The organism is Dokdonia sp. Asnod3-C12, from assembly GCF_045063975.1.
GTDB lineage: Bacteria > Bacteroidota > Bacteroidia > Flavobacteriales > Flavobacteriaceae > Dokdonia.
In genome coordinates, this window is sequence record NZ_JBEFNY010000003.1 from 2294254 (window position 1) to 2320538 (window position 26285).

23 protein-coding genes are annotated in these 26285 nt (G+C 36.1%); 4 read left to right on the top strand and 19 right to left on the bottom strand.

Features of this window, described 5'->3' with window-relative positions; genetic code table 11:
- Window positions 1–111 precede the first annotated feature (111 nt).
- From arsB to ACJJVW_RS10400, 4 genes are read right to left on the bottom strand one after another with little or no spacing between them, the layout of a single operon-like run.
- Window positions 112–1158: an ACR3 family arsenite efflux transporter gene (arsB, locus tag ACJJVW_RS10385; protein ID WP_405251740.1), complete on the bottom strand. Its 1047-nt coding sequence runs from the start codon at window positions 1156–1158 to the stop codon at window positions 112–114.
- Between the two features lies 1 nt (window position 1159).
- The gene (locus ACJJVW_RS10390) at window positions 1160–1792 is read right to left on the bottom strand and encodes a low molecular weight phosphatase family protein (RefSeq protein ID WP_405251742.1); all 633 of its coding nucleotides are present in this window, start codon (window positions 1790–1792) and stop codon (window positions 1160–1162) included.
- A 25-nt stretch (window positions 1793–1817) separates the two neighbouring features.
- Entirely contained in the window at window positions 1818–2285 is a 468-nt protein-coding gene (locus tag ACJJVW_RS10395; protein ID WP_298326748.1) for a DUF6428 family protein, read from the bottom strand.
- A 48-nt stretch (window positions 2286–2333) separates the two neighbouring features.
- Window positions 2334–2666 carry a metalloregulator ArsR/SmtB family transcription factor gene (locus ACJJVW_RS10400; RefSeq protein ID WP_339848068.1) on the bottom strand — a complete coding sequence of 111 codons (333 nt, stop codon included), beginning with the start codon at window positions 2664–2666 and terminating at the stop codon, window positions 2334–2336.
- Between the two features lie 662 nt (window positions 2667–3328).
- Between ACJJVW_RS10400 and ACJJVW_RS10405 the strand changes: the two genes are divergently transcribed.
- Window positions 3329–4003 carry a class I SAM-dependent methyltransferase gene (locus ACJJVW_RS10405; protein WP_405251745.1) on the top strand — a complete coding sequence of 225 codons (675 nt, stop codon included), beginning with the start codon at window positions 3329–3331 and terminating at the stop codon, window positions 4001–4003.
- Here ACJJVW_RS10405 and ACJJVW_RS10410 read toward each other — a convergent pair.
- The 15 genes from ACJJVW_RS10410 to gldA all read right to left on the bottom strand — a co-directional run bounded on the left by ACJJVW_RS10410 (window position 4000) and on the right by gldA (window position 22958).
- A complete protein-coding gene (locus ACJJVW_RS10410) occupies window positions 4000–5454 on the bottom strand; it encodes an FAD-dependent oxidoreductase (protein ID WP_405251747.1) in 1455 nt (484 codons plus the stop codon). The two genes, ACJJVW_RS10405 and ACJJVW_RS10410, sit on opposite strands and share 4 nt — an antisense overlap.
- A 28-nt stretch (window positions 5455–5482) precedes the next feature.
- Window positions 5483–6373, bottom strand: coding sequence for a hypothetical protein (locus ACJJVW_RS10415; RefSeq protein ID WP_405251749.1), 891 nt, complete (start codon window positions 6371–6373; stop codon window positions 5483–5485).
- A gap of 201 nt (window positions 6374–6574) precedes the next feature.
- Window positions 6575–7450 carry a CPBP family intramembrane glutamic endopeptidase gene (locus ACJJVW_RS10420; protein WP_405251751.1) on the bottom strand — a complete coding sequence of 292 codons (876 nt, stop codon included), beginning with the start codon at window positions 7448–7450 and terminating at the stop codon, window positions 6575–6577.
- Window positions 7451–7477: 27 nt separating this feature from the next.
- Entirely contained in the window at window positions 7478–7963 is a 486-nt protein-coding gene (locus tag ACJJVW_RS10425) for a hypothetical protein (RefSeq protein ID WP_379952986.1), read from the bottom strand.
- 207 nt (window positions 7964–8170) lie between these two features.
- A complete protein-coding gene (locus ACJJVW_RS10430) occupies window positions 8171–8800 on the bottom strand; it encodes a PH domain-containing protein (protein WP_379952987.1) in 630 nt (209 codons plus the stop codon).
- Between the two features lie 317 nt (window positions 8801–9117).
- Window positions 9118–9726, bottom strand: coding sequence for a hypothetical protein (locus ACJJVW_RS10435; RefSeq protein ID WP_405251753.1), 609 nt, complete (start codon window positions 9724–9726; stop codon window positions 9118–9120).
- 115 nt (window positions 9727–9841) lie between these two features.
- On the bottom strand, window positions 9842–10363 hold the full coding sequence (locus tag ACJJVW_RS10440) for a DUF695 domain-containing protein (RefSeq protein ID WP_405251755.1): 522 nt from the start codon (window positions 10361–10363) through the stop codon (window positions 9842–9844).
- Between the two features lie 201 nt (window positions 10364–10564).
- Window positions 10565–13366 (bottom strand): TrlF family AAA-like ATPase, encoded by a 2802-nt coding sequence (locus tag ACJJVW_RS10445; RefSeq protein WP_379952990.1) that lies wholly within the window; start codon window positions 13364–13366, stop codon window positions 10565–10567.
- 436 nt (window positions 13367–13802) lie between these two features.
- On the bottom strand, window positions 13803–15218 hold the full coding sequence (locus ACJJVW_RS10450) for a PKD domain-containing protein (protein ID WP_379952991.1): 1416 nt from the start codon (window positions 15216–15218) through the stop codon (window positions 13803–13805).
- A 270-nt stretch (window positions 15219–15488) separates the two neighbouring features.
- Window positions 15489–16256 carry a hypothetical protein gene (locus ACJJVW_RS10455; RefSeq protein WP_405251758.1) on the bottom strand — a complete coding sequence of 256 codons (768 nt, stop codon included), beginning with the start codon at window positions 16254–16256 and terminating at the stop codon, window positions 15489–15491.
- Between the two features lie 283 nt (window positions 16257–16539).
- The gene (locus tag ACJJVW_RS10460) at window positions 16540–17625 is read right to left on the bottom strand and encodes a DUF1444 family protein (protein WP_405251760.1); all 1086 of its coding nucleotides are present in this window, start codon (window positions 17623–17625) and stop codon (window positions 16540–16542) included.
- Window positions 17626–17820: 195 nt separating this feature from the next.
- Window positions 17821–20025 (bottom strand): polyribonucleotide nucleotidyltransferase, encoded by a 2205-nt coding sequence (locus ACJJVW_RS10465; RefSeq protein WP_298326709.1) that lies wholly within the window; start codon window positions 20023–20025, stop codon window positions 17821–17823.
- A gap of 527 nt (window positions 20026–20552) precedes the next feature.
- Window positions 20553–20822, bottom strand: a complete 270-nt coding sequence (rpsO, locus tag ACJJVW_RS10470) for a 30S ribosomal protein S15 (protein ID WP_298326707.1) — start codon at window positions 20820–20822, stop codon at window positions 20553–20555.
- Window positions 20823–21081: 259 nt separating this feature from the next.
- Window positions 21082–21924, bottom strand: a complete 843-nt coding sequence (locus ACJJVW_RS10475; RefSeq protein ID WP_298326704.1) for a bacteriorhodopsin — start codon at window positions 21922–21924, stop codon at window positions 21082–21084.
- Window positions 21925–22061: 137 nt separating this feature from the next.
- On the bottom strand, window positions 22062–22958 hold the full coding sequence (gldA, locus tag ACJJVW_RS10480; RefSeq protein WP_298326699.1) for a gliding motility-associated ABC transporter ATP-binding subunit GldA: 897 nt from the start codon (window positions 22956–22958) through the stop codon (window positions 22062–22064).
- A gap of 395 nt (window positions 22959–23353) precedes the next feature.
- Between gldA and ACJJVW_RS10485 the strand changes: the two genes are divergently transcribed.
- The 3 genes from ACJJVW_RS10485 to ACJJVW_RS10495 all read left to right on the top strand — a co-directional run bounded on the left by ACJJVW_RS10485 (window position 23354) and on the right by ACJJVW_RS10495 (window position 26241).
- The gene (locus tag ACJJVW_RS10485; protein ID WP_405251763.1) at window positions 23354–24172 is read left to right on the top strand and encodes a prephenate dehydratase; all 819 of its coding nucleotides are present in this window, start codon (window positions 23354–23356) and stop codon (window positions 24170–24172) included.
- Window positions 24169–25311: a pyridoxal phosphate-dependent aminotransferase gene (locus ACJJVW_RS10490; RefSeq protein ID WP_405226680.1), complete on the top strand. Its 1143-nt coding sequence runs from the start codon at window positions 24169–24171 to the stop codon at window positions 25309–25311. Before ACJJVW_RS10485 ends, ACJJVW_RS10490 begins: the two co-directional genes overlap by 4 nt.
- Before the next feature lie 78 nt (window positions 25312–25389).
- The gene (locus tag ACJJVW_RS10495) at window positions 25390–26241 is read left to right on the top strand and encodes a prephenate dehydrogenase (RefSeq protein ID WP_013749998.1); all 852 of its coding nucleotides are present in this window, start codon (window positions 25390–25392) and stop codon (window positions 26239–26241) included.
- Window positions 26242–26285: the final 44 nt, after the last annotated feature.

Below are 26285 nucleotides of genomic sequence, written 5' to 3' on the forward strand. Positions count from 1 at the left end.
CGCTAGGGAGTTTGAAAGAAAAGATTACCGACCCCTAATTAATATTAAATAAAAAGAGAGGTTCACTTAATCACAAGTAGACCTCTCTTTTCTTACTGTAATAAGTTTGTACTATAATGCTGCTTTCTTGTAATATTTTTTACGCAACCAGTAGGAAACCCGCACCAGTAATATCAACGCCGGCACTTCTACTAGCGGACCAATAACGCCTGTAAATGCTTGTCCAGAATTAAGCCCAAACACTGCAATAGCTACTGCAATTGCTAGCTCAAAGTTGTTTCCTGCTGCTGTAAACGCTACAGCTGTTGTTTTGTCATAATCAGCTCCAGTAGCTTTGGTCACAAAGAAACCTATGATAAACATCAATGTAAAGTATATGAGCATTGGGATAGCAATAATTACCACGTCCATAGGTATTTGAACAATGAGCTCCCCTTTAAGTGAAAACATCACAATAATGGTAAAAAGCAATGCAATTAACGTCAATGGTGATATGGTTGGGATAAAAGTATTTGTATACCAATGCTCTCCTTTTAGTTTGACTAAGATAAGTCGGCTCAAGATACCTAGTAAAAAGGGTAGTCCTAAATAAATGGCTACGCTCTCTGCTATAGTAGCAATAGAGATATCTATGATTGCTCCCTCAAAGCCAAAGTAGGGTGGAAGCACCGTTATAAACAACCAGGCATAAAAGCTATATGCAAACACTTGAAACACGCTGTTAAGTGCGACAAGTCCTGCGCCATACTCGCTACTCCCTTCTGCAAGATCATTCCAGACTAGTACCATGGCGATACATCTCGCCAGACCTATTAAAATAAGCCCGACCATATATTCAGGATAATCTCTTAGGAATGTAATCGCTAGAATAAACATCAAAACCGGACCTACAATCCAGTTAAGTAATAGCGAAATAGAAAGAATCTTTGTGTTTTTAAACACTTTAGGTAATAAGGCATAATTCACTTTGGCAAGCGGCGGATACATCATCAATATTAATCCTATCGCGATAGGGATATTTGTGGTTCCGCTGTTAAATGAGTTAATGACATCTGGAAAGGAAGGTATAAAGTACCCTAAACCAACGCCTATAGCCATTGCTACAAAAATCCAAAGCGTAAGATTTCTATCTAAAAAATTTAATTTCTTTGGTGCCATGTTATGCTTTTATTTGAGCGAATACAAATAGTAATTCGGTTGCGATTTGTAGACTTCGTTCTTGATATTTTTCTACTTGTTGCGGAGTATTATCAAACGTTTTTGGGTCATCATAAGTTATAGGAAAACGTTTTTCTGCACCTGGCACAAAAGGACAGCCTTCATCTGCTTGGGAGCAAGTCATGATTGCTCCAAACTTACTACTAGGGTTGAAAGCATGATCTATTGTTTTTGAAAATCCGATTACTGGCTGCTCATTGCTTCCATATTTGATGCTGTACACTGGGTTTTCAGATGGTGACATCACCAATATTTGAAAACCTGCACCCTCAAGTGTTTGTGCTGCCATCGGGAAGAGCGCCGTTGCTTCCGTACCACCAGAATAGCAAGACACGTTTGATATATCAAAGTAGCCTGCCATTGCCTGTGCCCATACTTGCGACAGGTGACTCCTACGTGAGTTGTGAGTACAAATAAAATTAAGTCTAATGGCTTCTTTGTTGGAAGCCTTAGACTGTATATAATCTGCTAGTGGTTGCAAGACTGCTTTGCGCTCCTCAGATATCGAAGCAGTTGATAATCTTTCTATTGTTGTTACTATTTCTGGAAATAGTGCCGTTCTATTTATAGCCATGATGACAATGTTTATAAGAGATTTACTAGCAACATCCGCTACCTGGTTCACAAGAACTTCCTGCTGGTATATCAGCAAATTGTAGCTTGGTCTTTTCCTCAGGAATACCACAATTATCTTTTGCAAGGCAATCTGTTTGCTTACTTGTGAGTAAAAATGAAGTGCCATCAAAGTCAAGCCCAAATTTCCCTATCGTTTCTGCTTGGTACTCTACCTCAATCTCAAGATCTCCTATGTGTAACATCTTTTCAGAAAGTTGGATGATATCTAGTAACTTTCCTGGGTGAAGTCTGTGATCATAATCATCTGCATTCCAAAGTTGGAAATTTGCAACTTCTTCATAACGTACGGTACCTCCGCAGTCAATAAAATTCTTAGTGACTTTTCCCACTTCTGTAACGTGAAAGTGATTAGGAACTAAAGAGCCATCTGGCAACTGGAAAGAAATTGTTTTTAACTCTTGTAAAGCTGTTTTAATTTGTGATAGTTTCATAATGCTATTTGTTTATTGCGATAATGCGATTAATAAAAGTAATTTTTTTTAGCAGCACTCTCCGCTACTCTTAAGATCTTGGTCAAGAAAAGCTGTCATTACATTTTTCATGGCGGTCCAGTTTTCTTTATCTATACAGTAGCACACACTTGTACCTTCTACATTTCCTTTAATGAGACCTAAAAGTTTGAGTTCCTTTAAATGTTGTGAAATGGTAGGTTGCGCAAGCCCTATTTCGGCAACTAGGTCTCCGCATACACAAGAATCTATTTTAAATAAATGCTGTAGTATGGATACTCTAGCCGGATGACCAAAAGCTTTGGCAAAAAGAGAAATCTCATTTTGCTCATCTGTAAACATTTCAGTTTTTGCTAATCCCATGATTGAGTTATTTGTTGATTGCAATATTACGATTAATTATTGTTGTGCAATTTAATTGTGTGTTAATTTTTTTGTTGTCTCTTTGCGGACATCTCCCTAAATCCCTCTTCAAAGAGGGACTTTTTATTTGTTTTGTGGGTTGCTTTTTGCTCTTGACAGAGCAAGGGTTTTTAGTTTTTATTTATGGTAAGTTGCTATTGAGTTTCTCTTTGCGGACATCTCCCTAAATTCCTCTTCGAAGAGGGACTTATTTTCTTGTATGGGTTGCTTTTTGCTCTTGACAAAGCAAGGATTCTTTGTTTTTATTTATGGTAAGTTGTTATTGAGTTTCTCTTTGCGGACATCTCCCTAAATCCCTCTTCAAAGAGGGACTTCTTATTTTCTTATGTGGGTTGCTCTTTGTAGAGCAAGGGTTCTTTGTTTTTATTTGTGGAAAGTTGTTATTGAGCTTCTCATTGCGGACATCTCTCTAAATCCCTCTTCGAAGAGGGACTTTGTTGTTTTCTTGTGTGGGTTGAAATTTATAGTTTACGCTTTCGCGAAAGCGTGATACATCAATGTTCGTATAGCAAGAATAATAGCTGGATTTTTAATTCAACTATAACGATGGGTTGCAGGTAAAGGATAGATGTTAGTACTTTGAGCTTTATAAACGTTTTTAAATGTCAAAAGATAATCTCTCGGTAAAATCAAAAAAACCATGGCCAACAAAAAAGGCGATGGAGCAGGTGTATGATTTGAAGCTGTGGGGAGCAGGAATTTCTGACTTTTACTCTGGAGAAGGGTCGCACCATCCTGAGATTGTTGTTCCATATGTGGAGGCAGTTACGGCATTTCTTAGCTCTTTCGAAGAACCTCTTGCAGTGTGTGATCTGGGTTGTGGCGATTTTAATATAGGTAGCAAGCTAGTTCCTTACGCGCAGAAATATACAGGTGTAGATATAGTAGAAGATCTCATTGCGCACAATAAAACTACCTTTAAAAATGAAGGACTAGCTTTTAAGTGTCTAGACATTGCTACAGAAGTACTTCCTGAGGGCGATTGTGTGATTTTGAGACAGGTATTACAACATCTATCTAATCGTGAGATAGCCAGTGTTGTAGATAAATTAGCTTCCTTTAAATATGTGATTCTCACAGAGCACCTGCCCGAAGGTGATTTTACACCTAATCAAGACATCATTTCTGGTCAGGGGACGAGGTTAAAAAAGAATAGTGGTGTCCAGCTGCTCATGTCGCCTTTTAATATGAAGGTTATGCAAGAACGAGAGCTGAGTGTTACTCATCCAACTGATGGCAAAGGGCGAATTGTAACTACACTTTATACAATGTTTTAGTCCTTAGTTCTAAAGGACTTTCCGCGTGGGGAATTGTTTTTTTCAAGTACTACATGAGAATGTAAAAAAGCTGCTGCTTTTGAGGAGTCGGTTACTTTTGAGGCGGTGCGTTCTAGCATGCCTTCTTCAAAAGTGTTGAGTACGTTTTCTCGTAGTCCTCTTTCTTGCCAGTTTGATCCCTGTTTACAGCCTGCCGAGATTGCTCTGGCTAGCGCTAATGCATCAAGAAGTGCCTGGTTTGCTCCTTGTCCTTTAAAAGGACTCATAGGGTGTGCAGCGTCGCCTAGCAAGGTGATTGCTCCAGCATTTTGTAAAGTTTCAGGTTTTAATAATGCTCTGTCATATGCAGGATAGCCAGAAATTAAGGTTTCTGGAGTCATCGTCATTATTTGTGGGATAGGGTCGTGCCATTGTGTTCTTTTAATCGCTTCCTCTTTGAGTGCTCCGGGACCTGCTTGATTGAGCGTGATTGCTTCTTGCTCTGATATGGGGAAGCTAAGCTGCCACATGATAGCATTTTTGTCATAGGGCATCATATAGATCCGCTCGTGACCATTTGCAGTTTGAAAAACTGTTGCTTGATCTAGTAGGGTACTTTCTACATCATCTAGTTTATCTAGTGAACAAATACCTAAGATCACCATACAATCTAGGTATTGCAATGGTGACGTTTTCTCGTCTATAACGGTATTGCGCACTGCGCTGCGTATGCCGTCTGCGCCTACAATGAGGTGGGCGTTTGTGGTTTTAATATTTCCATCTACTTGGGATTTTATAGCTACAGTTCCATCTTGAGCGCTGCTGTGTTTCACATATTGATGTCCCCATTGTACGTGTGGCGAGTCGCCCAGTTGTTCTAGCAACGCAAGTCGCAATGACTGCCTGGCTATGTGAATATTTGTGCGCTTCGGGTTTGCATCATCATCTTCTTCCATCCACTTTCTCATGCCCCATTCTCCTACGACCGTACCTTCTGGAGTATGAACGAGATGCCTAGTGGATACAATTCCCTCGTCTAATTGAGTGATTCCAAAACCTTCGATTGCCTTGCTCGCTTGTTGCAAGGTAAGGCCGTAGCCTTGCGACCGTGCGTCAAAACTCTTATCGCGCTCATACAACGTAAACGGAATCCCACGATGTAAGCAAGCCACCGCCAGTGCTACACCACCTATGCCAGCACCTATAATTGCCACGTGAGGATAATGATCTGTATCTAGTGATGGTGGAGATGGTGCTGGGATGATACCGGAGCCATTACATGCAATGCATTTGCTTTGGTGCCTTTTTGGTCGAGTAGGAGCGATGCCTTTTTTATCTGATTCCTCATAAACCGCAACCGCTCGCTGGTAGGCTAAGCGCACTTTCTTACGAAGTCGCTGACTTTTGCTTCCTTGCCCATTACATGCAGTACAGGCAGTCCAACTTTGGTTTGTAGGTGATGAGGTGTTCACTCGGTTTGGGTAGTTATTTCTGTGCTATTTACTGCTTTGTTTTCTTCTTGACCGTCGTTGCTTTTGTATCTACCTTTTGTTGCATCATTAATTTTCCGCCAGGGGTAACACCAGCTTTATGCTCTAGGCCAGGTTTTCTTATCATTGCTCTGTTCTTATGTCTCAAGCGCTCAGAAACTCTTCTGTAATAGCCCTGTTTTTGTAGGTTTTCTTCTAGATTATAGATGTAGTTGTTTAAAACAAAATCTGGATTATCAACATGCTCACCTTGATTAGCAGTTACTCCATGAAATGTGGTTTCAAATTCTTGTTGAAATTGAGCAACCCTTGCCGTTATCAGCGCAGCTTCTAGTGCATTTATTTGCGTTATAAGCGGATTGTTTTCCGCATTAGGTAAGAGTTTACTACTTGGGTTTCTGTTAGAGATAATTTCAAGCCCAGTAGATGGATTGCTATCTTCCGTACGCATTTGTCTTATGGATCCTTGGTCTAGTGCTGCTTGAGCTTCTGCTACGCCATTACCAAGTTTTAACTTATTCGTTGTGTTGCCCACATCCACAACGGGTGGGAATTTTACAATTTCCTCAACATATACGCTAGGTGTCTTAAAGCCGCGCAAGTGCTTGATGTAGCCATTAAAGACATCATCCTTTGTGGCGTAACTAGATACATCTTGTGATAAGAATGAATCCTGAATCTTGATAGCCTCCATTTCTTTGAGATCGTTCTCTAGTACGTTGATTTTAGTAACAAGCGGATTGTTCTCAGGGTTAGCAATAGGCTCAATACTTGACGTTCTATGCGCTATCTTTTTTAAATAGACCGTATTGCTTTCAGGCTTAGGCTTAGCATCTTGCTTATTTTGAGTAAATCCAACTGCAGTAACCATGAGTGCGAGTACTAACGATATTTTCTTCATAGTAGTGATGTATAATGACCCAACTATCAACATTGAGATAGTTTCAGGGTAGATTTGACACGTGTATAGTGATCGACTTTGGGTTAAAAGTATGGAAAATTAAATCGTGAGACGTTGTGATGTGGGTAATCACGCTTTCGCGAAAGCGTACTCATTCCCCATAAGCTCTTATGAATCAATATGTAATGGTAGAAACAGTTGTTATGCTGGCACTGAAGAGTCCTTGTTTTTCTGGTAATACCACACGATGAAGATAATTGTAATCACCTGAAAAATGATAGAAAATATGGATCCTTCAAAACCGAAAAGGCCGCCGTTGAGTAGGTTATTTTCTGTGATGCTCATTTCAATAAGGTGATACGAATCAATACCACTTACATTGAAACCAAACAAGGTTTGAAAAAGGTTCCAGCTCAAATGCAGCGCAATAGGAAACCATAAATTCTTAGTGTACACATAAGAGATTCCCAGCAAGATACCCGCTAGGAATAAGTTGGCTAGCGCAAACATATCTACATTGGGATTTGCTGCGTGAAGCAGTGAAAACAGCAGCGCCGAAACAATAAGAGCGATGTACTTATTAAAAGAAATTATCAGGTTGCGCAGTACGTAACCACGCAGCAGCGCTTCCTCCAATATTGCAATATTTACAAACGTGAGGATGGCATACAGCAGCTGTGTAGCATCCCAATGGAAGCCCTTAAATTGAATTTCGTCCATCGATAACATGATAAGATAACCCAGCGCCATGATTGCCGCTCCTATAAGTAGACCAGCGATAATGTCTTTCTTCCTATTTTTTAGCGCAAAACCTAACTCAACAAATGGTTTTCTATCTACAAACTTTATAAAAATCCATATCACAGAAAGTGTTCCTAGTAAGGAGAATATGGTGCCTACAAATAACTGGAAAGGAGACTTCTGTGTAGGAAGCTCATTATAATCTATACCAATAACATAGTAGCCTATAAGCTGAATAATGGCAACAATAAATATATAGGGAAGGATAATGGCAAGTACTCGTATCCAGCCTACGTGCTTATTTATGGGTGGTTGAGGTGTGGTGTTTTGGGGCATTTAGTTATTGATTGATGATGTTGTATTTTAGTTTTTCGAAGGCATTGCTTTATCTATTTTTCCTTCAAGTCGGATAGTCTCTGCTTGAATCAATGGTTTTAAATCGAAGCTCTTAACCTTATTGATATACTCTTTTGCCTCATTATAATTCTTATTAGAAAATTCAATATCAGCGAGATTTAATAGCACGATAGATTGGTTGTTTTCTGTTCTTAAACCATTTTCTAATGCTTGAGTTAAATAATGATGGCTTTTGTCTAACTCTTGCTTGTCCAGAGAAATAATTCCTTTGGTAAAATAATAAAACCCTTTGTGCTCTTTTGAAAGGCGATCTGGGTTTTTAACTTTAGAAATTAATGCTTCAGCTTTTTTTAAATCATTCTTTTTCATTTGCTGAAATGCCGCATACACTGTCCCATATTTGAAATACCCGTAAATAAAAAGACCACTTGCTAATAGCATCATTGACATATTTACAAAATCATCTTTATAGTAAAAATAAATGGCTGCCATTAAACATGTTGCCGTTAATATAATCCGAACTAGAGGTGTGAACATTAATTATAAATTTATACAAACATATTACTTGATTAGAGTTTATGAAAAAATCTCCATCTAAATATAACATAGCATTAGTGCTTTAGATGGAGATTCATTAATGAAAATAAAAGTGCCCAGGTATCTGATTTTAATTGATAGAGGGTATTCTTGAAAATAATTTTAAAGTTTAGATAAGATATCTGCCTTTTTATTATCAAACTCTTGTTGACTAATTAAGTCCTGCTCTAGGAGTTGTTTTAATTTTTTGAGATTGGCAATTGGGTCATCACTATTGTTGTCATTTTGATTATTATCTGCACTTGGAGAGTTTACTATGATTCCACCGCCAGCCTTCGCTCTTGAATTTTCTAATTCTCTTTGTCTTCTGTACTCATCCATTTCTTCTTCCCTCTCTTGCGCATAACGATAAAGTAAACGGGCTTGTGATTTAGGTAAATAATCTAAAGAGAGAATACCTCCACCTTTCAGCTTTTTTACAGTAAATGTTGCACCAAGAATTCCTTCTTTCATATGGCAATCTGAAATTTCTTTCCACAATAAATCTTGAAAATTCATTGAAAGACCAAACGATTTAGGACGACAGAAAATGATTCTTTTATTTGTTAGTGCAATTGAGTCTGGTGATAAATTTACAGCCGGTTTTTTTTGAACTGCAACATATTCTACCGTTTCATCTTTAGTTAATAATTCACTGATTCTACCTAAAACTTTTTCAACAGTTTTTGGGTCTTGAGATTCGTTTAAAAATTTTTTTAAGTCCATTTGTTTTAAGTGAATTTTAAACTCCATTTCATCTTACTCTGATTCAAGTCAAAACTGTATCGTAGTAGATTCAAATTGTTGAAGTTGTAAGTTTATAAGGAACTAAATTAATAGCTTGATTTTGATTTGTTTTACGGTCAACCTCATTCTGCCTAAATTTTATAGTTTGTTTCTTTCAACTTCTATTTCAGCGCAACAAAAAAGCTATCCTTTTATGGATAGCTTTTTTGTCTGTTGAGTTATATGTTTTATAATTAACGAGCCTCCGACTCAGAGTTAATAGTTAGCTAACAGTAGTAAGTCCTTAAATCTTCTCTTAAAGATTAAACTCCTTTAACTACCGTCTACCTCGGCATAAACCTAGATGGATCTTCCTTTTCTTTGCGGATACGTTCTTTTTCAAGGGTGCGCAGGCGTTCTTCTTCTGTTGTGATTTCTGGAACTTCTGCTGCTGCTTTTTTCTTTGTGCGAGTTTTAATGCTTTTAGGAGCTGTTTTAGTTTCGCTAGTAGGGTCTTTGGGTGTCTTTGTTCTTTTTATGGTAGCTATCAAGGAGATTAATAATATGATAGCGAGCACTCCCCAAACAATCCCTATGAGTAGTTCAGAAATGGAGCTACCTTTTTTCTTTTCTCTTGCGATGGCTTCATAAGGATCTGCAGCGATAATGCTAGGGTCATCGCTTAGGTAGTAGATGTTGAGTTTGCTAGTATTTGGCACAGCGTTGAGCGTGATTTTACCAGTGTAAGACTTGCCATTGAGATCAAATCTGTAATCAAACTTATAAAGCTTGACCACACTTGCCACAGTGGACTCTGTATATTCATTTGATAAACTTGCAGTGACCACAGTGTTCTCACTAATCATTTGTTCTAGTTCGCTTATTTTATACTCATCACCACCATTTATATAGTCTGAGACGCAGGTTTTTGCGAGTACAATAAACAAAATCATAAAAACGATTCTGTATAAAAAGGATTTTGATTTTTCAAACATGAGGTGGTGGGTTTGGGGTTGTGAAGTATAGGAGGGTTTGTTTTATAACTCTGTCCTTTATTGGCAACTGGCTTTATTTATCATTCATAAAATTCCCAATTGTTTCCCAGTTTTTGTCTTTAATTAGTTCATAACTGAAAGAACGTTTTAAATTTTCTTTTTCGATTTCTCTTTTTAGCCACTCATCTATTTTATTTTTATCTCGAACGTATAGATAAATATCCAAATGATTACTGTTAAACAAATGTCCAACATTATGAACTGGTGAAATTTTAGACAAATTTTCAACTATTTCATTTTCAAGTTGATTAGCAAGGGCACTTTCATCATCTAAAGGAAGTCCGTTTGGATTGCATTTTTCAATATTCAATTCCATATTTATTATCAAACTCCAAGGATAGAAAGACTTTTCTTCATAGTCTTTATAACCTCTATTAAAAGCTCCAATTGCAAGACTTCCATCAGAATATTTAGCTTTTATAACTCCTAAATTTTCTACAGGATAAGTCACTTTAAAATCCTCTTTTTTTGAATCCTTGCAATTCCAGAATAAACCAAAAATTCCCATTATTAATATTATAATTCTACTTTTCATTTATTGTCTTTTTTTTAATTCACGCCAACGGCTTGTGTATGAAACGTAGCACTAAAAATAAGCTCTTAAAACAAGCCTTTACTATCGTAAAATCAGGAAGACCTTATGATGAAAATCATAGATCAGGATCAGCCTAAAAGCATGTGCTGAGCTCAGTTGAAGTAGGCTTGTTTTTTAACTCAGTTCTTTGTTACCAGCTGGCTATTTTATATGTTTATATCTTTCTGAACGCATATTAAAAGCTTTTTCACTTCCTTCCATAACGTCACAAATTTCTTTTTTAATTGTCGGTTCTTCAACTGTTCCAGAATATAGAACTTCTAGATTCTTACTTTCAGAATCCATTGATAAAATATATTCAGCATCTCCATTTACTGGAATATTTGCATTATGGGTAACTACTATGATTTGCCTATTTTCTTTAGCTTGTTTTAAGCGGTCAACAATTAATTCATATACTAATCTATTGTCTAAATCATCTTCTGGTTGGTCTAATAAAAGAGGTGTATTACCTTGAGAAAGAATAAAAGTCAAAATCGCTGTTGTTTTTTGACCTGCTGATGCTGTAGATAATGGCTTAAATGTAGACGAACCCGAAGGTTTGTATTGTACATCAATTTCATCTTCGGGAATTAGTAACTCAATTTCATCAATTTGAGATTCGGACATTCCCTTGACTAAATTCACAAAGTACCCACTAACATTTGTTACAGTTTCCTCTTTTTTAATTTTTAAAAAGATTTCGCGAACATCTTTAATTTTATGCTCAACATTACCATTAAAGCAAATGTTAACCAATGAATCGATATCAGTTTCGAAACCAGTCCATCTTTGGGTAATAGCTCTAATTTTATTTACAAAATCAGTTTTATTTCTAAATTGTCTAATTGAAACTTTTACTTTATCATCTTGCATTAAGTCAGCTACAAAATTTCTTCTCAAGACAGTAATGTCTTTAGTCTTTTGTAAGAATTGATTTTGTAGATTTCCTCTTTCAGCTATTTCAGTGATTAGACTTAGTTCAATAGTTATTATTTTTTCTAGCTCTAATTCTTTTGCTTTTTTAGCTTCTGAAAGTTTTTCATAATTAGAAATGTCATCAATTCCTTGAGTTTCTAATTCAATTTTTTTAGCGTTGAAATCAAGATTGTTTTGGTCGAAATCTTTTTTCCAGTTTGTTAAAGGTAATGAGGTGTTAAAGTCGGTTCTTAATTTCTCAGCTTTTTGTTTTAAAGCCTCTATTTCACGCTTGACTTCTTCATAACCTTCAACAACACCTTTACTTAATGGCGAAATTTCGTCAGAATACTTTGTGTCAAATTCTGTAAAATCAATTTCATCTATCTTAAGAGTATTGGAAAGATTTTCGATTTCATCTTCATTGTTTTTTGCTTCTAGAATAAATTCATCAATAGTCTTTTTTTGACTTGTGAATTTATTTTTTGAAGTTAGTAATGAAGCTATACCACTTTGTTGTAATAATTTAATCCGAGCGTCTAAATCTGTTATTTCAGTTTGTAGTTTTCCTTTTCCTGAAATTTGTTGTCTTATTGTTCTTATAGAGGCTGATTTCTCTAAAAACTCTTTTTTGATTATTTCTCTCTCATTTACAAGAGATTCCATTCCAGATATAGATTTATCAATTCTCTCTCTTAATGAATTAGGTTCTTGAGCTATTTCATAAATCTGTTTTTGAGAATATTGCTCATATTTAAAAAAGTCAATAAATGATTCAGCTTCCTCCAAAATCCAATCATCTGTTTCTGAATCGTATTTCTGAATAATGATTGTTTGATTAACTGAATTAGATATATCGCTTGCTATTATTTTATAAATAATACTATTTCTTATAAACTCTATTTCAATTGAAGAGTCTTCCTTGATAACACCTTTTTGAGTTCTAGTATCAAAACTTTTATAAAAGTGATTGTGGTCTTGAAGAATTTCTGTTAAATCGGCTAAATCATTTGTACGATTAAACAAGCCTCGAATAAATCTCAAAATACTTGATTTTCCACTACCACGACCTCCAATAATCGTAGTTAATTGTGGGTTGAAATCTATTTTTAGTGGAATGTTGTCTTTTGTTATTGTTGAATTAGAAACCGTAATGGATTTAATCCACAAGTCTGGAAGATTATAAGGAGAATTAGGCGAATTAAAATCATTCTTAATTCTGAAATCAGGTAATAAAAAGGCTTGTCTCAAACCTTCAAGTGAAGGCGTGTCACCCATTTTAATCCAAGTAAACCTAGTTCCAATTCCATCTAAGCCGTGTTTAGAGTTTTTTGGTGCGTGTGGGTTGTCGGAGAAAGTTACAATAGCTTTTTTAGATTCTAAGGCGTATTTTATAGAAGTGTACCATTCTTTAATCGTTGAATCTTCGACTGAAGGTGTTGGATAATTATAATAATCGTTCAACTTTACTTTCAAATCTACATTACCTGTCGTTTGTAAAGAAGGGTCTAAAAAATCCTTATGAACTACTTGAACCGCATTTATCTCATATTCGGCATATAGTTTTTTTAAATTCCCAACACTTACAGAGCCAAGTCCGTTGTATTCGTCAATATGTGCAGGAATTACTAAAGCACCATCTTTTATCGCTAATTCGGATATTTCAAAAATGCTAGAAATGGTTGCCGCCTCTTGTTTCCCAAAATCTTCTGCTTTGATATTCGCTCTAACAAGAAAATCTCTTATGTCCGCAGTAGTTTTAGTTATGTCAAAAATTATAAGCAAATGAACCTTACTTGCATCACAAGTTATTTCAACCCCTGGAAAGATTGTCAATGAAGTGTCTTTCGCAGCTTCTTTTATTTCATCAATACTTGCTCCTGTATTATGGTCAGTAACAGCAACACAATTCAAACCCTGATCAATAGCTCTGTCAACCCATTGTTGAGCGGTTACAGTTTGGTCTTCAAAACACTTACTTGCAGTTGTGTGTAGATGTAAATCACATTTAAACCATCTACTCCCTTTATAATTTAATTCTGTCATTTAGTTTGGGTTTTTGCTTGCTGGTAACTAGCATATAACAGCAAGTTTACTATTTATGGCCTGTAAGCCTTGTAAAACTGTATACTAGTTAGTTGTTTTAGTTTATAGGTTATATCTCGTTATTAGCTATAAACAATCAACTGTGTAATCAACTACTCTACAGCTCACTAAAATACACCACTATAACCTATCTCCTTTACGCATTTCCTCATTATGGTCAATTTTTTACAAGTTATTTTTATTGATGCCTTGGAAAGTGTTGTAGTTGCTCACATTTTCGCGAAAGCGTACCACAAAAAAAATCGGCTACCCTGTGAAGGATAACCGATTTTATGTGATTAATCAGAGATTAGTATGTGATTTTAATTTGTTTTGGTGACATCATCATAGCGAAGTTCGATTATCTTTTTGAAGTAATATGCTCCCGCAATTAGGATTAATTTAAGTTTATGATATTTAAATCTTTATCCATAGCTCCAATAAATGTTTTAAAAACCGAATAATTATTTTCGTCTATGATATAGCTTGAACTATAACCAGATGCAAAAAATATCTTGTTATCATTGAGAACTAAATTAGGTGTTGCTTTACCATTGAATTTTATGGATTTAATTAAGTTAGCATTAAGATCATATTTGTGCATATAATCCTTTGAAGAAATTATAAAACCTTCATTTTCTAGAGCCAGTAGACTCTGGACGCTACTTTGAGTAGGCAAATCTGACTTAATTAACTCATTACCTTGAGCATCGATGAGTCTAAATTCATTGTGGCTGTATAAAACATAATTATTAGTTGCAATTTTGGCTATGTTAAAGGACGCATTGAGATTATCATTGTCAATGGCAGCGATTGATGTATTTTCATATGTTACGTGACTTACATACTCGTAGTCATTATTTAAAAAGATAATTAGAGGTCTATAGTTTTCAAAAGTATTGAAGTCTATCGGGTCTGTTATACCTCCAAAGGCTATAAATCCATCATCTGTCTTTTCAAGGTTTCCAATAAATCCTTGCTCTATTTCATTGTACGTTTTTCTTTCTAAAATGATCCCCATATTATCACGAATATCAATTGAAGGACTCTTATATAAAGAAAAATCTGGGTCATTTGAACTGAAGTTTCTATAAGCACCGTAATATAAATAGTTGTCATTATCTTCAAGAACACCGTATAGCACTCTATAAGTGTTATTTTGAGTGCTTTGTGGTTGTAAACTAGAATTTAGTTTTACCTCTTTTAATCCTAATATAGATTGTAAAGACCTTGTTGAGTAAAACAACTTTTCATCATTACTGAGAGTACTTACAAAAGCATGACCAGAGTTATAACTTTTATTAGCTATATATGACTTATTAAAAGTATTATCGCTAAAATCAATTTTTACATAGTTAAATCTACCTGAGCTAGCTGCAAAAATGTTCCAGAAATTTTCAATATAGTAAAATGAATTATCTGAAAAACCAAAATTTATAGGGAAGATGTTGTCACCTTCAAGTACCGGTGCATAGAGATAATTTTCTTCAATGTCATTAACTCTTACGATTTGAGTTGTAATTTTTATTGCACCACTACTTGATGTTACTTTTAATTTAACTGTGTAAACACCGGACTCTTGATATGATACCAATGGTGCATCGTCAGTACTTGTAGTTCCATTTCCGAAATCAAATTCAAAAGAGCTGGCTCCAACTGAACAGTTTGTGATTTGAAATTCTTCCCCCACCTCTAGGGTGTCATTTGAAACATCGAAACAAGCGATTAATTGTTCTTCAGGCTGCTCACTTTCATCATTACTACATGATAAAAAAAGTAAAAAAATGGAAGCTAATAAAGTGATTTTTTTCATTCTTTAAATATTATAATTACTGATTTGAATTTGTTGATGTGACGCTGCTTTTAAAGAGAACAGCATAAAGCGATGGCTAAAATATATATTCTATTTGTTTTATGATTACGTATTTCCTCATTATAGCTTCATTTCTATAAGTTATTTTTAATGATGCCTTGGGGAGTAAGGTGGTTGCCATATTTTCGCGAAAGCGTAGTGCAAAAAAAAAATCGGCTATCTTGTAAAGGATAGCCGATTTTGTGAGATTATAATTAATAAGCTTTTTCTTTAATCTTTTATACCGTCAAAGAACCAATATTCATTGCGATTTACTAATTCTACAACAAAGTCCTTTGCATCTTCCGTAGAGCTACTGTCAACTAAAGAGGTTAAAACAAAGGCCTTATTTTTTTCTATCCTTACATTTTTCACCTCAATGCTGGTATCCTTAGATTCAGCCATAAGTTCAGCAAATTTCCTATGGGCTTTTCTATTGGAAATCAAGTTTATTTCGGGGAAGTATGAAAACATAAGAAACAATGAATGTGCGTCACTATAATCTTTTAAATATGGATCGTTAAAATATTTTAAGTCAGAAAATTTTCCGCTTGTAACTGATTCAAAAAGGTAGAGAACGACATCCTTTGGCGATTTTTGTAAAGGATAAACATATGCTTTTTTGCTTTCTGCCGATGCTAAATAGTTTTGTACGTTTTTCTGCATTGTAACAAAAACCTCTCTATTACTTTTTGCTTCAATAATATCTTTTTCATTTTTTACGGAATCATACCTATAACTATATCTTGAGTTACCACTAAGCGCATTTTCTAATGCATTTGATGTTTTAGCGTCAGCTTTAGATAGTATATCTTCTAGCTCCTTATTTCTTTGATCAATGCCGTCTTGTAAAAAGTACTTTTCTAATTGATCAGTGATATCAATTTTTTTACCTAGACTTTTTTGAATTGAACCGCTAGAATCTTTATTAGCATTTGAGTTGATATCGCTTTTACAGCTTAAGTTTAAGGCTAAAAGAATGAGTAATAGTTTTTTCATAATTTATTGACGATTTTAAATATTATAATTAGTGATTTGAGTTTACTGTTGCTATGGTGCTTTTAAAAAACAGCATAAAACGAGGACGAAAATATATATTCTATTCGTTTTATGATTACGTATTTCCTCATTATAGCCATATTTTTACAAGTTATTTTTAATAATACCTTTGGAAGTGTTGTGGTTGCTCACATTTTCGCGAAAGCGTATCACAAAAAAAAATCGGCTACCCTGAGAAGGATAACCGATTTTGTTATAATTGATGTTTAGATATTGTTTGTGGTTATTTCCAGAATTCCCACCATTTGTTACTCTTTCTTTCATTAGGCATTTTAATTCCGCGTTTTTCATACTCCTTCCTGAGTACGCTCATAGTTGTAAGTGCATCAATATTAGTTCTTGCGTTTGGGATACCTAATATTCGATTAAATTCTTTATCTAAATAGTCGTTTGAGACATTGGTGAAGTCTTTTTCGTTCGATGAAATCTTTTCTTTAAGTTCTGGCGCAATTTGTTTGTCATTATAGAAAAATTTCAGTTTTACTTCGCTGGCTGCTAGTGCTTTTGAAATTGATTGCAACAATTCATTCTTCTCAATTTGTTGTACGTAAGAATTGCATTTGTCTTTAAGGGCTTGATTTAAAACAATGCTGCTACTCAATTTATACGTTATTTCTCCACCAAATAATTTTCTTTGCATGATCATCGCAAGAACCTGTTGAAATGATGTATTTACATCCTTTGTTAATTCTTCGATATTTTTACTGTTCAATTCGACTGAGTAATTTTGCTTTTTATTTTCTGAAATAACAAAATTATTCAAGTTATCATTTTGAGGTAAATCTTCCCCACCAATTGCAACTACTTCCCCATTTTGAACTAAGAAAACCTTGTCAGATATTCTATCCTGTTGTGGATTGTCAAAATATTGTTTGACAATCACGGGAAGCTTTAATCTCATTGGGGAGTTTGAGTCTATTGCAATTAATAGCCCTTTGAATGGAATGCCGACCATTAAACCACCACAATTCAATTCCTCGGCAATTTTAATCATAAAATCTTTGTCTAATATTTTTTCACTCGCATATTCATTTCCCTCGGCAAATAAAATTTTAGTTCCTTCTGCATCTGTAATTTGATAGCTTACATCAATTAATTTAAGGTTAGATATTGCCTCTTCTTTAATTTTTGGAAACTTCAAATTAAGATCATTTTCATCAGAGGCAGACTCATAAGTAACCATTCTTCCACTGTCTGTACCATAAGCAATAACAGGTGAAATTTTACTTTCAAATAAGTATTCCTTAAAGAATAGCTTATCGTCTTTTCTGTAGTCTGAAGTTTTTAAAATTGGTATTAATTTATCCATTTGATTGATTTTGATTGATTGTCTAAATATACATTTATTTATGAATCTCTCAATGTTCGTAGTTTTTTATGATTGTTTCTCAGGTACAACTTTCGCGAAAGCGCACCACAAAAAAAATCGGCTACCCTGTGAAGGATAACCGATTTTCTATAATTGACTAGTGTAAGTGTTTAAAGACTTACAGCTATATAAGAATTAATCTCTCTTACGATCATCTCTTCTAGGTGGACGACGGTCAGAACTGCTGCGCTCTCTAGGAGCTGGAGCTACATAACCTTCTGGCTTCTCAAGCAATGCTTTACGAGAAACTTTTTCCTTACGAGTACGCTTGTCTATACCAAAGTATTTTACGTCAAGCTCGTCTCCCATAGAAACTACGTCAGAAGCATTTTCTGTACGTTCCCAAGCAAGCTCAGATACGTGAAGAAGTACTTCGTTACCTGGAGCGTCAAGATATTCTACTACTGCACCAAAATCTAGCATCTTGATTACCTTCACCTTGTACGTATTACCTACGACTGGCTTGAATGTAATAGAGTCTATCTTTGCAAGTACGGCGTTGATACCTTCTTGACCTGTACCTAAGATTTCTACAATACCTTCTTCTGTTACTGGATCTTCGTTGATAACGATAGTGGTTCCAGTTGCTTTTTGAAGTTCTTGTATTACTTTTCCTCCTGGGCCTATTAATGCACCAATGAATTCATTAGGAATACGTACACCTACCATTTTTGGAGCGTAGTCTTTTACATCCTCACGTGGAGTTGCAATAGTCTCTACAATCTTATCAAGTATGTGTAAACGACCATCTCTAGCTTGCTTTAAGGCAGCTACAAGAATCTCGTATGATAATCCTTTTACTTTAATGTCCATCTGGCAAGCAGTAATACCGTCTGCCGTACCTGTTACTTTAAAGTCCATGTCTCCTAAGTGATCTTCATCCCCAAGGATATCAGAAAGTACTGCATACTTACCAGAAGCACCGTCAGATATAAGTCCCATTGCGATACCAGAAACTGGCTTCGTCATCTGGATACCTGCATCCATCATTGCCATAGTACCTGCACATACTGTTGCCATAGATGAAGAACCGTTTGATTCTAACACCTCAGACACCACACGTACTGTATAAGGACAATCTGCTGGGATCATTCCTTTAAGACCACGTTGCGCAAGGTTACCGTGACCTACCTCACGACGTGAAGTACCACGTATAGGTCTTGCCTCACCTGTACAGAAAGGAGGGAAGTTATAGTGAAGGTAGAAGTTTTCTTCTCCTTCATAAGATGGCATATCTATTTTATTTGCATCTCTAGAAGTACCTAGTGTTACTGTAGCAAGTGCCTGAGTTTCTCCACGTGTGAAAATTGCAGATCCGTGTACAGATGGTAAATAATCTATCTCACTCCAGATAGGGCGTATCTCTGTAGTCTTACGACCATCAAGACGAAGTCCTTCGTTAAGTGTAAGATCACGTATGGCAGCCTTTTCGGCAGCACGGTAATACTTAGATACAAGTCCACCAAAGTCTTCAAGTTCTTCCTCAGAAAAAGTTGCTTTGATTTCTTCTTTAATTTCTTTAAAAGCAGCGCTACGCTCATGCTTTGCAGATCCGGCTTGTGCGATTGCATATACCTTATCATACGCCATGTCGTGTACCTTTTGCTTAAGGTCTGCATCTTCTCTTTCGGCTGGGTACTCACGTACTTCTTTTTTACCAAAAGCTTCTGCAAGACGAAGCTGTGCAGCACACTGTACTTTAATGTGATCGTGAGCAAATTTAATTGCGTCTGCCATTTCTTCTTCAGAAATTTCATCCATCTCACCTTCTACCATCATTACAGAATCTGCCGAAGCTCCAATCATCATGTCGATGTCAGACTCTTCTAGCTGTGCTCTTGTAGGGTTAATGATAAACTCACCGTTTACACGTCCTACTCTAGCCTCAGAGATAGCACACTCAAATGGGAAGTCAGATAATTGGATAGCAGCACTTGCTGCAAGACCTGCCATTGCATCTGGCATAACGTCGTCATCATGAGACATTAACTGGATCATCACCTGAGTTTCAGAGTGGTAATCTTTTGGGAATAATGGACGTAGTACACGATCCACAAGACGCATTGTTAATACTTCACCGTCAGATGGACGAGCTTCTCTCTTAAAGAAACCACCTGGGTAACGACCTGCTGCTGCAAACTTCTCACGGTAATCTACCGTAAGTGGTAAGAAGTCAAGATCTTTTTGTTCGTAGTTTGATACTACAGTACAAAGCAACATACACTTTCCAGACTGTACTACTACAGATCCGTGTGCTTGCTTTGCAAGTTTTCCTGTTTCGATAGAGATTTCTCTTCCATCACCAAGGTCGATGACCTCTTTGTAAACCTTTGGAATCATAAAATTTGTTTTTCACCTCGATCTATGTCGAGATATTCTCACGTGCAAAGGATTATTGTAATCCCGCTTTCGCGAAAATTGTTAATGGTAGAACACCCTTCGTGGATATTCCATGTGTCGTTGCGTTGTGTAGTTGATGTATCTGTAAAAAGATACGGGATGATTAAAGGGTAGTTACTTCCCAAAAATCGGACACCAATGAAAAACTAGCTGTGAAAGCTTTCTTTGTCGTTCTATACATAATTACTTGTGTATAAAAGGACTTGGAGTATTATATGCCTTTCGGCGAAAATCTGCTTTGTATCAAATGAAGCTTTTATAAACTTATTTTTTAATACTGAGTAGATAATGATCCGTTCTCGTTTAAGATAAGATAGTCATATTATGACCATCAAAACTAGAGGAGAACATCTGTAATGTTTTATGCTTTTGCAAGAGGCTACAATTTATAGCGATGTACCCTTGCATGGTTTTCTTATTAAAAGGAATAAAAAAGGAGCTCCGTTAGGAACTCCTTTTTTAAAATATTATTTACGGATACCAAGCTCCTTAATAATAGCTCTGTAACGTAATACGTCTTTCTTGATTAAGTAATCAAGTAATGAACGACGCTTACCTACTAGCATTACTAGTGAACGCTCTGTAACATAATCTTTACGATTTGTTTTCAAGTGGTTAGATAAGTGTGAGATACGTTGTGTAAAGATTGCGATTTGACCTTCTGCAGATCCTGTATCGTTCTTTCCTTTACCGTGCTTTGCAAAAAGCTCTTGTTTTTGTTCTTTTGTTAAATACATTCCAGTATTGTTTTAAATGAAATTCATGTATATGATAGCGATTCTATCAGCGTGCAAAGATACATTATTCTTTGTATTATCAAACTGTTGGGGCTTAATTTGCAGTCAATTCCCTAAATAATAGCCTCTAGCGTTAGTTTTTCAATGAAATTACAAGGTTGTGAGTTGTTTGTAAAGCACAAAAATCACGTTAAATGGCATGAGTAATACCAATTAACGCGATTTTGTTATTATTGAGTTTGTGAGTTGCTACTTATAATTAGCTATTTGCTTTAACCAACTCTTTGTTCTTACTTAATGTAATTGCTAGGTTACCTAATAATACACCATAGATAACTTTAGAACTTACATCTGCAATAGTGTATACTAGTTGTCTAGCCATCACGCCATCTTCACTATATAAAAATCCGTCGACTCCAGTAAGGTATGGCATTAAGTAAGCTCCTGGATATAAAGTCCATGATATTAAAAATAAGATCCAGATATTAGAAAGTATTTTTTGTCCTGCAGGAGAAATGCCTTCTTTTCCTTCTTTGATTACTTTTTTCATTACCCATAAAATATGGAAGAAAAATGCAGATGAAATAGCTCCCCATACTAAAAAGGCAGTCAAGTTACTTACTTCATAAAACTGACCAATGTATCCAGTAATAATCATCATTGCCCCAGAAAACCAAAATTGGTTACGTACAGAGCTAAATTTTGAAGAAGTTAAGCTTACCACAAATAGAATTTGGAATAAAAGCATAGGTACATCGATGAGCCAGTTGAGATAACGATATCCATTATTAAATAAATCTCCACTTGGATCTAGAAAATATCTTCCTACTTCTTCATTATAGGTGAAACTTGATGTCCAGTTTTGCGCCTGCGCATATAAAAGTAAAAATGCCGATACCATTACCACAGCTGATAATATGTTCGACATTTGGAATTTTTTATCTACATTTTTGATGGTAAGGATAAAGTAGAGTAAGCCTGCGAGCATTACTGCATATCCTAATGTAAGAATATGTGATGTAAATTGATAAGCAATCTCAGAGAAGCCTTCTGTAGCGCCTATAAAGTTTTCAAAATTTGCATTTCCTAGTTCTTGTGTCATAGCAATTTTTTATGGTTTTTCTTTTTTCCATAAAATTACGACTAACGATTACTTTGTTTAAGTTATTTAATATTTAATTAAACAAAATTAAGAAAACAATAAGAGTGCTAGGTGTATATGCGACTTATAAGGTGCTTTTAGGAGGAAGTGAGTTCTGTAAATAATCCCTCTAGGCTTACGTTTTTCTGATTGAGTTGTAAGATTTTAAGGTCGTTATCATGTGCAAAGTCAAAGACCTTTGCTCTCATATCATCTTGAGTGCTAAAGGTTATTTCATAAGTAAATCCTGTAGTGTTTTTTACAGAAGCTACTTTGTCTAGCCTGCTTAATGCAACTTCTTCTACGCGGTAATCAAACTCAGCAATAACTATTTGCTGCTGTCCATCGCGTAGCTCCGTCATTTTCTTGTCGGCTACTATAATACCCTTATTAATGATAATCACGCGATCACAAATGGCTTCTACCTCTTGCATGATGTGCGTACTCATTAATATCGTTTTTTCCTTACCTATATCTTTAATGAGATTTCTAATGTCTAATAGCTGATTAGGATCTAGCCCTGTAGTAGGTTCATCAAGAATCAATACTTCTGGGTCATGTAGTAAAGCAGTAGCAAGACCTACACGCTGTCTGTAACCTTTTGATAGTTGGCTTATTTTTTTGTGTGCCTCAGAGGTTAGTCCTGTGAGGTTGATAACTTCATCTATGCGTTCTTTTGATACCTTATAAACTCCTGCATTAAACGCTAGATATTCTCGCACATACATTTCCACATAAAGCGGATTGTGCTCTGGTAAGTATCCCACAGCGCGACGCACTTCTTGAACATTACTTTTGGTGTCGTGGTGATGTACTGTGGCTGTTCCAGAAGTAGGGGTGAGGTAGGTGGTGAGTATTTTCATTAATGTACTCTTACCAGCACCGTTAGGACCTAGAAAGCCTACAATCTCACCCTTTTGTAAGGAAAAGGAAATGTGATCAAGCGCTTTCTGAGTGCCGTACATTTTTGTGATGTCTGTTACTACAATGGACATAGAGGAGTATTTAATACTGTAAATGTAAGAATTGATAACGGGAGGATACATTTAAAAGTGTGACGATCATCTAAGCTAAAGAGATTTTAATATAGGAATATGTATCATATTCTCATTTTCACTAGTTTATAGATGTTTGATTGATAATTCCTCAAAATCTATGCTCAATAAAAAATATTTCATAAAAGGTTGTAAATAAATTGGCTCATTAGATATTTTTTCTACTTTAGCAGTCAAATAAGTTAACATGTTATCAAACGTTTATTATTGGAACAATTTTTTCTATTTCTTCTTTTACGGGAAGAGATCAGGATTGATATTGTGCTAATTTAATAACACTCAATATTTCAATAAGTCCTGATAAATTTTTATCAGGGCTTTTTTTTTGCACAATTATGAAAATAGCAATACAAGGCGTACAAGGATCATTTCATCACAAGGTAGCTCAAGAATTTTTTGGGAGAGACGTTGCTGTGGTGGAGTGCATGTCTTTTCCTAGGCTAGTAGACGCACTGGTAGAAGGCGAAGTACAAGATGCTGTGATGGCTATAGAAAATAGTATCGCAGGGGCAATACTCCCTAATTATGCATTACTAGATAAACATGATTTACACATAGAAGGAGAGTTCTACCTTGATATCCAGCACCAGTTAATGGCGCTACCAGGTCAAGGCATAGAAGATATAAAAGAAGTGTGGTCACACCCTATGGCAATCTTACAATGTCGTGAGTTTTTTAGAAACTACCCAGATATAAAACTTGTAGAAGATACAGATACCGCAGGTGTAGCACGTGAGATACAAGAAAAGCAATTACAAGGAATAGCAGCCATAGCCAGTACAGCCGCAGCAAGTATTTACAAACTAGAAATCATAAGGGAGTCCATACAGACCATCAATGAGAATGCAACGCGATTCTTTATCTTAAATAAGGATAAGAAACAAGTAGAAGGTGTTATTGATAAGGCATCTCTAAGATTTTCGGCAGATCATAAGCGAGGTAGTCTAGCGGCAATTTTAAATGTGCTGAGTGATTGCAAGATGAATCTTACAAAAATTCAGTCCATGCCTATTATCGAGAAGCCGTGGAAGTATGCATTTTTTGTAGATGTAACTTTTGAAAAAATAGAAAGCTTTAATAAGGCAGTACAATTACTAGAGATCATGGCAAATGATTTTAAAGTACTAGGAGCCTACAAAAACAGAAAGCAATGATGCAACCAGCAAATAGGTTACAGGAAACCAAGGAATACTACTTTTCGCGAAAGCTAAAGGAAGTTCGCGCACTCATTGCAGACGGTCATCCTGTGATTAATATGGGAATAGGAAGTCCAGATATGCCAGCGCCTCCGGCAGCCGTTGCAGCAATGCTCAAAGGATTGCATGATAGCGTAGCTCACCAATACCAGAGTTACACAGGTATTCCTGAGTTGCGAGGAGCCATGGCAGATTTCTATAAAAAACAATATGGAGTAATCGCAAATCCAGACACTGAGATATTGCCACTCATGGGTTCTAAGGAAGGGATTATGCACATCTCGATGGCATTTTTAAATCCTGGTGATAAAGTCCTTTTTCCTAACCCTGGATACCCTAGTTATGCTGCTGTAACAAGACTTGTGGAGGCAGAAGCAATTACATACGATCTTAATGAGGAGAACGGATGGTTGCCAGACTTAAAAGCGCTGGCGGCTCAAGATCTTTCGGGTGTAAAGTTAATGTGGGTAAATTATCCTCATATGCCTACGGGGACTAAGGTGCCAGATGGGTTTTTTGAAGAATTGATCGCTTTCGCGAAAGCGCAACACATACTAGTAATTAACGATAATCCATATAGTTTTGTACTTAATGATAATCCGCAATCACTGCTAGCAGTACCAGGAGCCTCTGAAGTAGCCTTAGAGCTTAACAGTCTTAGTAAGACTTTCAATATGTCCGGATGGCGTGTAGGAATGGTACTAGGAAGTGCCGAAAACATAGGACATGTATTGCGTGTAAAATCTAACATGGATAGCGGTATGTTTTATGGCATACAGAAAGGAGCTGTAGCAGCCTTAGGCTTAGGAGATGACTGGTTTGAGCATATCAATACCATTTATGGACGCCGCCGTAAACTAGTTTATGAGCTTGCCGAAAGGTTAGGTTGTACATACGACAGAGATGCTGTAGGATTATTTGTCTGGGCAAAACTGCCAGAAGGAATCGATGCCGAGGCCTTTATAGATAACATCTTACTGGAGAAATTCATTTTTATCACACCAGGAACCATTTTTGGAACGATGGGAAAAGGATACATCAGGTTTAGTCTTTGTGTAAAAGAAGAAGAAATTAAAGAAGCAATACGTAGATTTTAAGATAATTAATAGCTGGATATGAGGTGTTTTTATCAGTAAGGCACTGAATTTGAGCAATTAGAGAGTAATATTTAGATAATGAAAGACATTTACATCATAGGGTTGGGGCTTATAGGAGGATCATTTGCGCGAGATTTGCGCGAGCAAGAACCTGCGGCAACTATTTATGGTATAGATGCAAGTGAAGCTCACGTAGCCGAAGCATTGTCATTAGGTTTTATAGATAAAGGCGCCGTACTAGAAGATATTAAAACAGCAGACCTCGTAGTGCTAGCAATCCCAGTAGATGTTGCTATTCATGTACTACCAGACGTTCTTAATCATATAGGGGAAGATACGATTGTGGTAGATATGGGTTCTACAAAGCAAGCCATTTGTGAAGTAGTAGCATCACACCCTAGACGTCGCAACTTTCTTGCATGTCATCCTATTGCAGGAACAGAATTTTCTGGGCCTAGTGCAGCGATTACAGGCTTATATAATGGGAAGACTAATATTATATGCGAGGTAGAGAAAACAGCTTTTAAGCTGCAAGAAAAAGTGCTCGACCTCTTTAAAAATATGGGGATGCGCATACGTTACATGGATCCTGTGTCTCATGATAAACATATTGCATACGTGAGTCACCTCTCACACATAAGCGCGTTTATGCTAGGTAAGACGGTGATACAAAAAGAGAAAAATGAGCGTGATATTTTTGACATGGCGGGCAGCGGATTTGCATCTACCGTACGCTTAGCAAAAAGTAACCCAGTAACATGGACCTCAATTTTTAAACAGAATAAAGAGAATGTCTTAGAGACGTTAACTGAATATATTGCAAATCTCAGCGATTTTAAAATGCTTTTGGAAAATGACGATTTTCAAGGAGTACATGATGAGATGGAAAACACGAACCACATTAAGGAAATATTAAACGGAATTAAATAGTTTTGCGCTTTCGCGAAAGCGTAAATATCAAAAGCCCGAAGCGG

What these genes read in the sequence shown, in the direction of transcription:
- arsB (WP_405251740.1), bottom strand. Translation starts at nt 1,158, where the DNA reads ATGGCACCAAAGAAATTAAATTTTTTAGATAGAAATCTTACGCTTTGG.
- ACJJVW_RS10390 (WP_405251742.1), bottom strand. Translation starts at nt 1,792, where the DNA reads ATGGCTATAAATAGAACGGCACTATTTCCAGAAATAGTAACAACAATA.
- ACJJVW_RS10395 (WP_298326748.1), bottom strand. Translation starts at nt 2,285, where the DNA reads ATGAAACTATCACAAATTAAAACAGCTTTACAAGAGTTAAAAACAATT.
- ACJJVW_RS10400 (WP_339848068.1), bottom strand. Translation starts at nt 2,666, where the DNA reads ATGGGATTAGCAAAAACTGAAATGTTTACAGATGAGCAAAATGAGATT.
- ACJJVW_RS10405 (WP_405251745.1), top strand. Translation starts at nt 3,329, where the DNA reads ATGTCAAAAGATAATCTCTCGGTAAAATCAAAAAAACCATGGCCAACA.
- ACJJVW_RS10415 (WP_405251749.1), bottom strand. Translation starts at nt 6,373, where the DNA reads ATGAAGAAAATATCGTTAGTACTCGCACTCATGGTTACTGCAGTTGGA.
- ACJJVW_RS10420 (WP_405251751.1), bottom strand. Translation starts at nt 7,450, where the DNA reads ATGCCCCAAAACACCACACCTCAACCACCCATAAATAAGCACGTAGGC.
- ACJJVW_RS10425 (WP_379952986.1), bottom strand. Translation starts at nt 7,963, where the DNA reads ATGGCAGCCATTTATTTTTACTATAAAGATGATTTTGTAAATATGTCA.
- ACJJVW_RS10430 (WP_379952987.1), bottom strand. Translation starts at nt 8,800, where the DNA reads ATGGAGTTTAAAATTCACTTAAAACAAATGGACTTAAAAAAATTTTTA.
- ACJJVW_RS10435 (WP_405251753.1), bottom strand. Translation starts at nt 9,726, where the DNA reads ATGATTTTGTTTATTGTACTCGCAAAAACCTGCGTCTCAGACTATATA.
- ACJJVW_RS10440 (WP_405251755.1), bottom strand. Translation starts at nt 10,363, where the DNA reads ATGAAAAGTAGAATTATAATATTAATAATGGGAATTTTTGGTTTATTC.
- ACJJVW_RS10445 (WP_379952990.1), bottom strand. Translation starts at nt 13,366, where the DNA reads ATGACAGAATTAAATTATAAAGGGAGTAGATGGTTTAAATGTGATTTA.
- ACJJVW_RS10450 (WP_379952991.1), bottom strand. Translation starts at nt 15,218, where the DNA reads ATGAAAAAAATCACTTTATTAGCTTCCATTTTTTTACTTTTTTTATCA.
- ACJJVW_RS10455 (WP_405251758.1), bottom strand. Translation starts at nt 16,256, where the DNA reads ATGAAAAAACTATTACTCATTCTTTTAGCCTTAAACTTAAGCTGTAAA.
- ACJJVW_RS10460 (WP_405251760.1), bottom strand. Translation starts at nt 17,625, where the DNA reads ATGGATAAATTAATACCAATTTTAAAAACTTCAGACTACAGAAAAGAC.
- ACJJVW_RS10465 (WP_298326709.1), bottom strand. Translation starts at nt 20,025, where the DNA reads ATGATTCCAAAGGTTTACAAAGAGGTCATCGACCTTGGTGATGGAAGA.
- rpsO (WP_298326707.1), bottom strand. Translation starts at nt 20,822, where the DNA reads ATGTATTTAACAAAAGAACAAAAACAAGAGCTTTTTGCAAAGCACGGT.
- ACJJVW_RS10475 (WP_298326704.1), bottom strand. Translation starts at nt 21,924, where the DNA reads ATGACACAAGAACTAGGAAATGCAAATTTTGAAAACTTTATAGGCGCT.
- gldA (WP_298326699.1), bottom strand. Translation starts at nt 22,958, where the DNA reads ATGTCCATTGTAGTAACAGACATCACAAAAATGTACGGCACTCAGAAA.
- ACJJVW_RS10485 (WP_405251763.1), top strand. Translation starts at nt 23,354, where the DNA reads ATGAAAATAGCAATACAAGGCGTACAAGGATCATTTCATCACAAGGTA.
- ACJJVW_RS10490 (WP_405226680.1), top strand. Translation starts at nt 24,169, where the DNA reads ATGATGCAACCAGCAAATAGGTTACAGGAAACCAAGGAATACTACTTT.
- ACJJVW_RS10495 (WP_013749998.1), top strand. Translation starts at nt 25,390, where the DNA reads ATGAAAGACATTTACATCATAGGGTTGGGGCTTATAGGAGGATCATTT.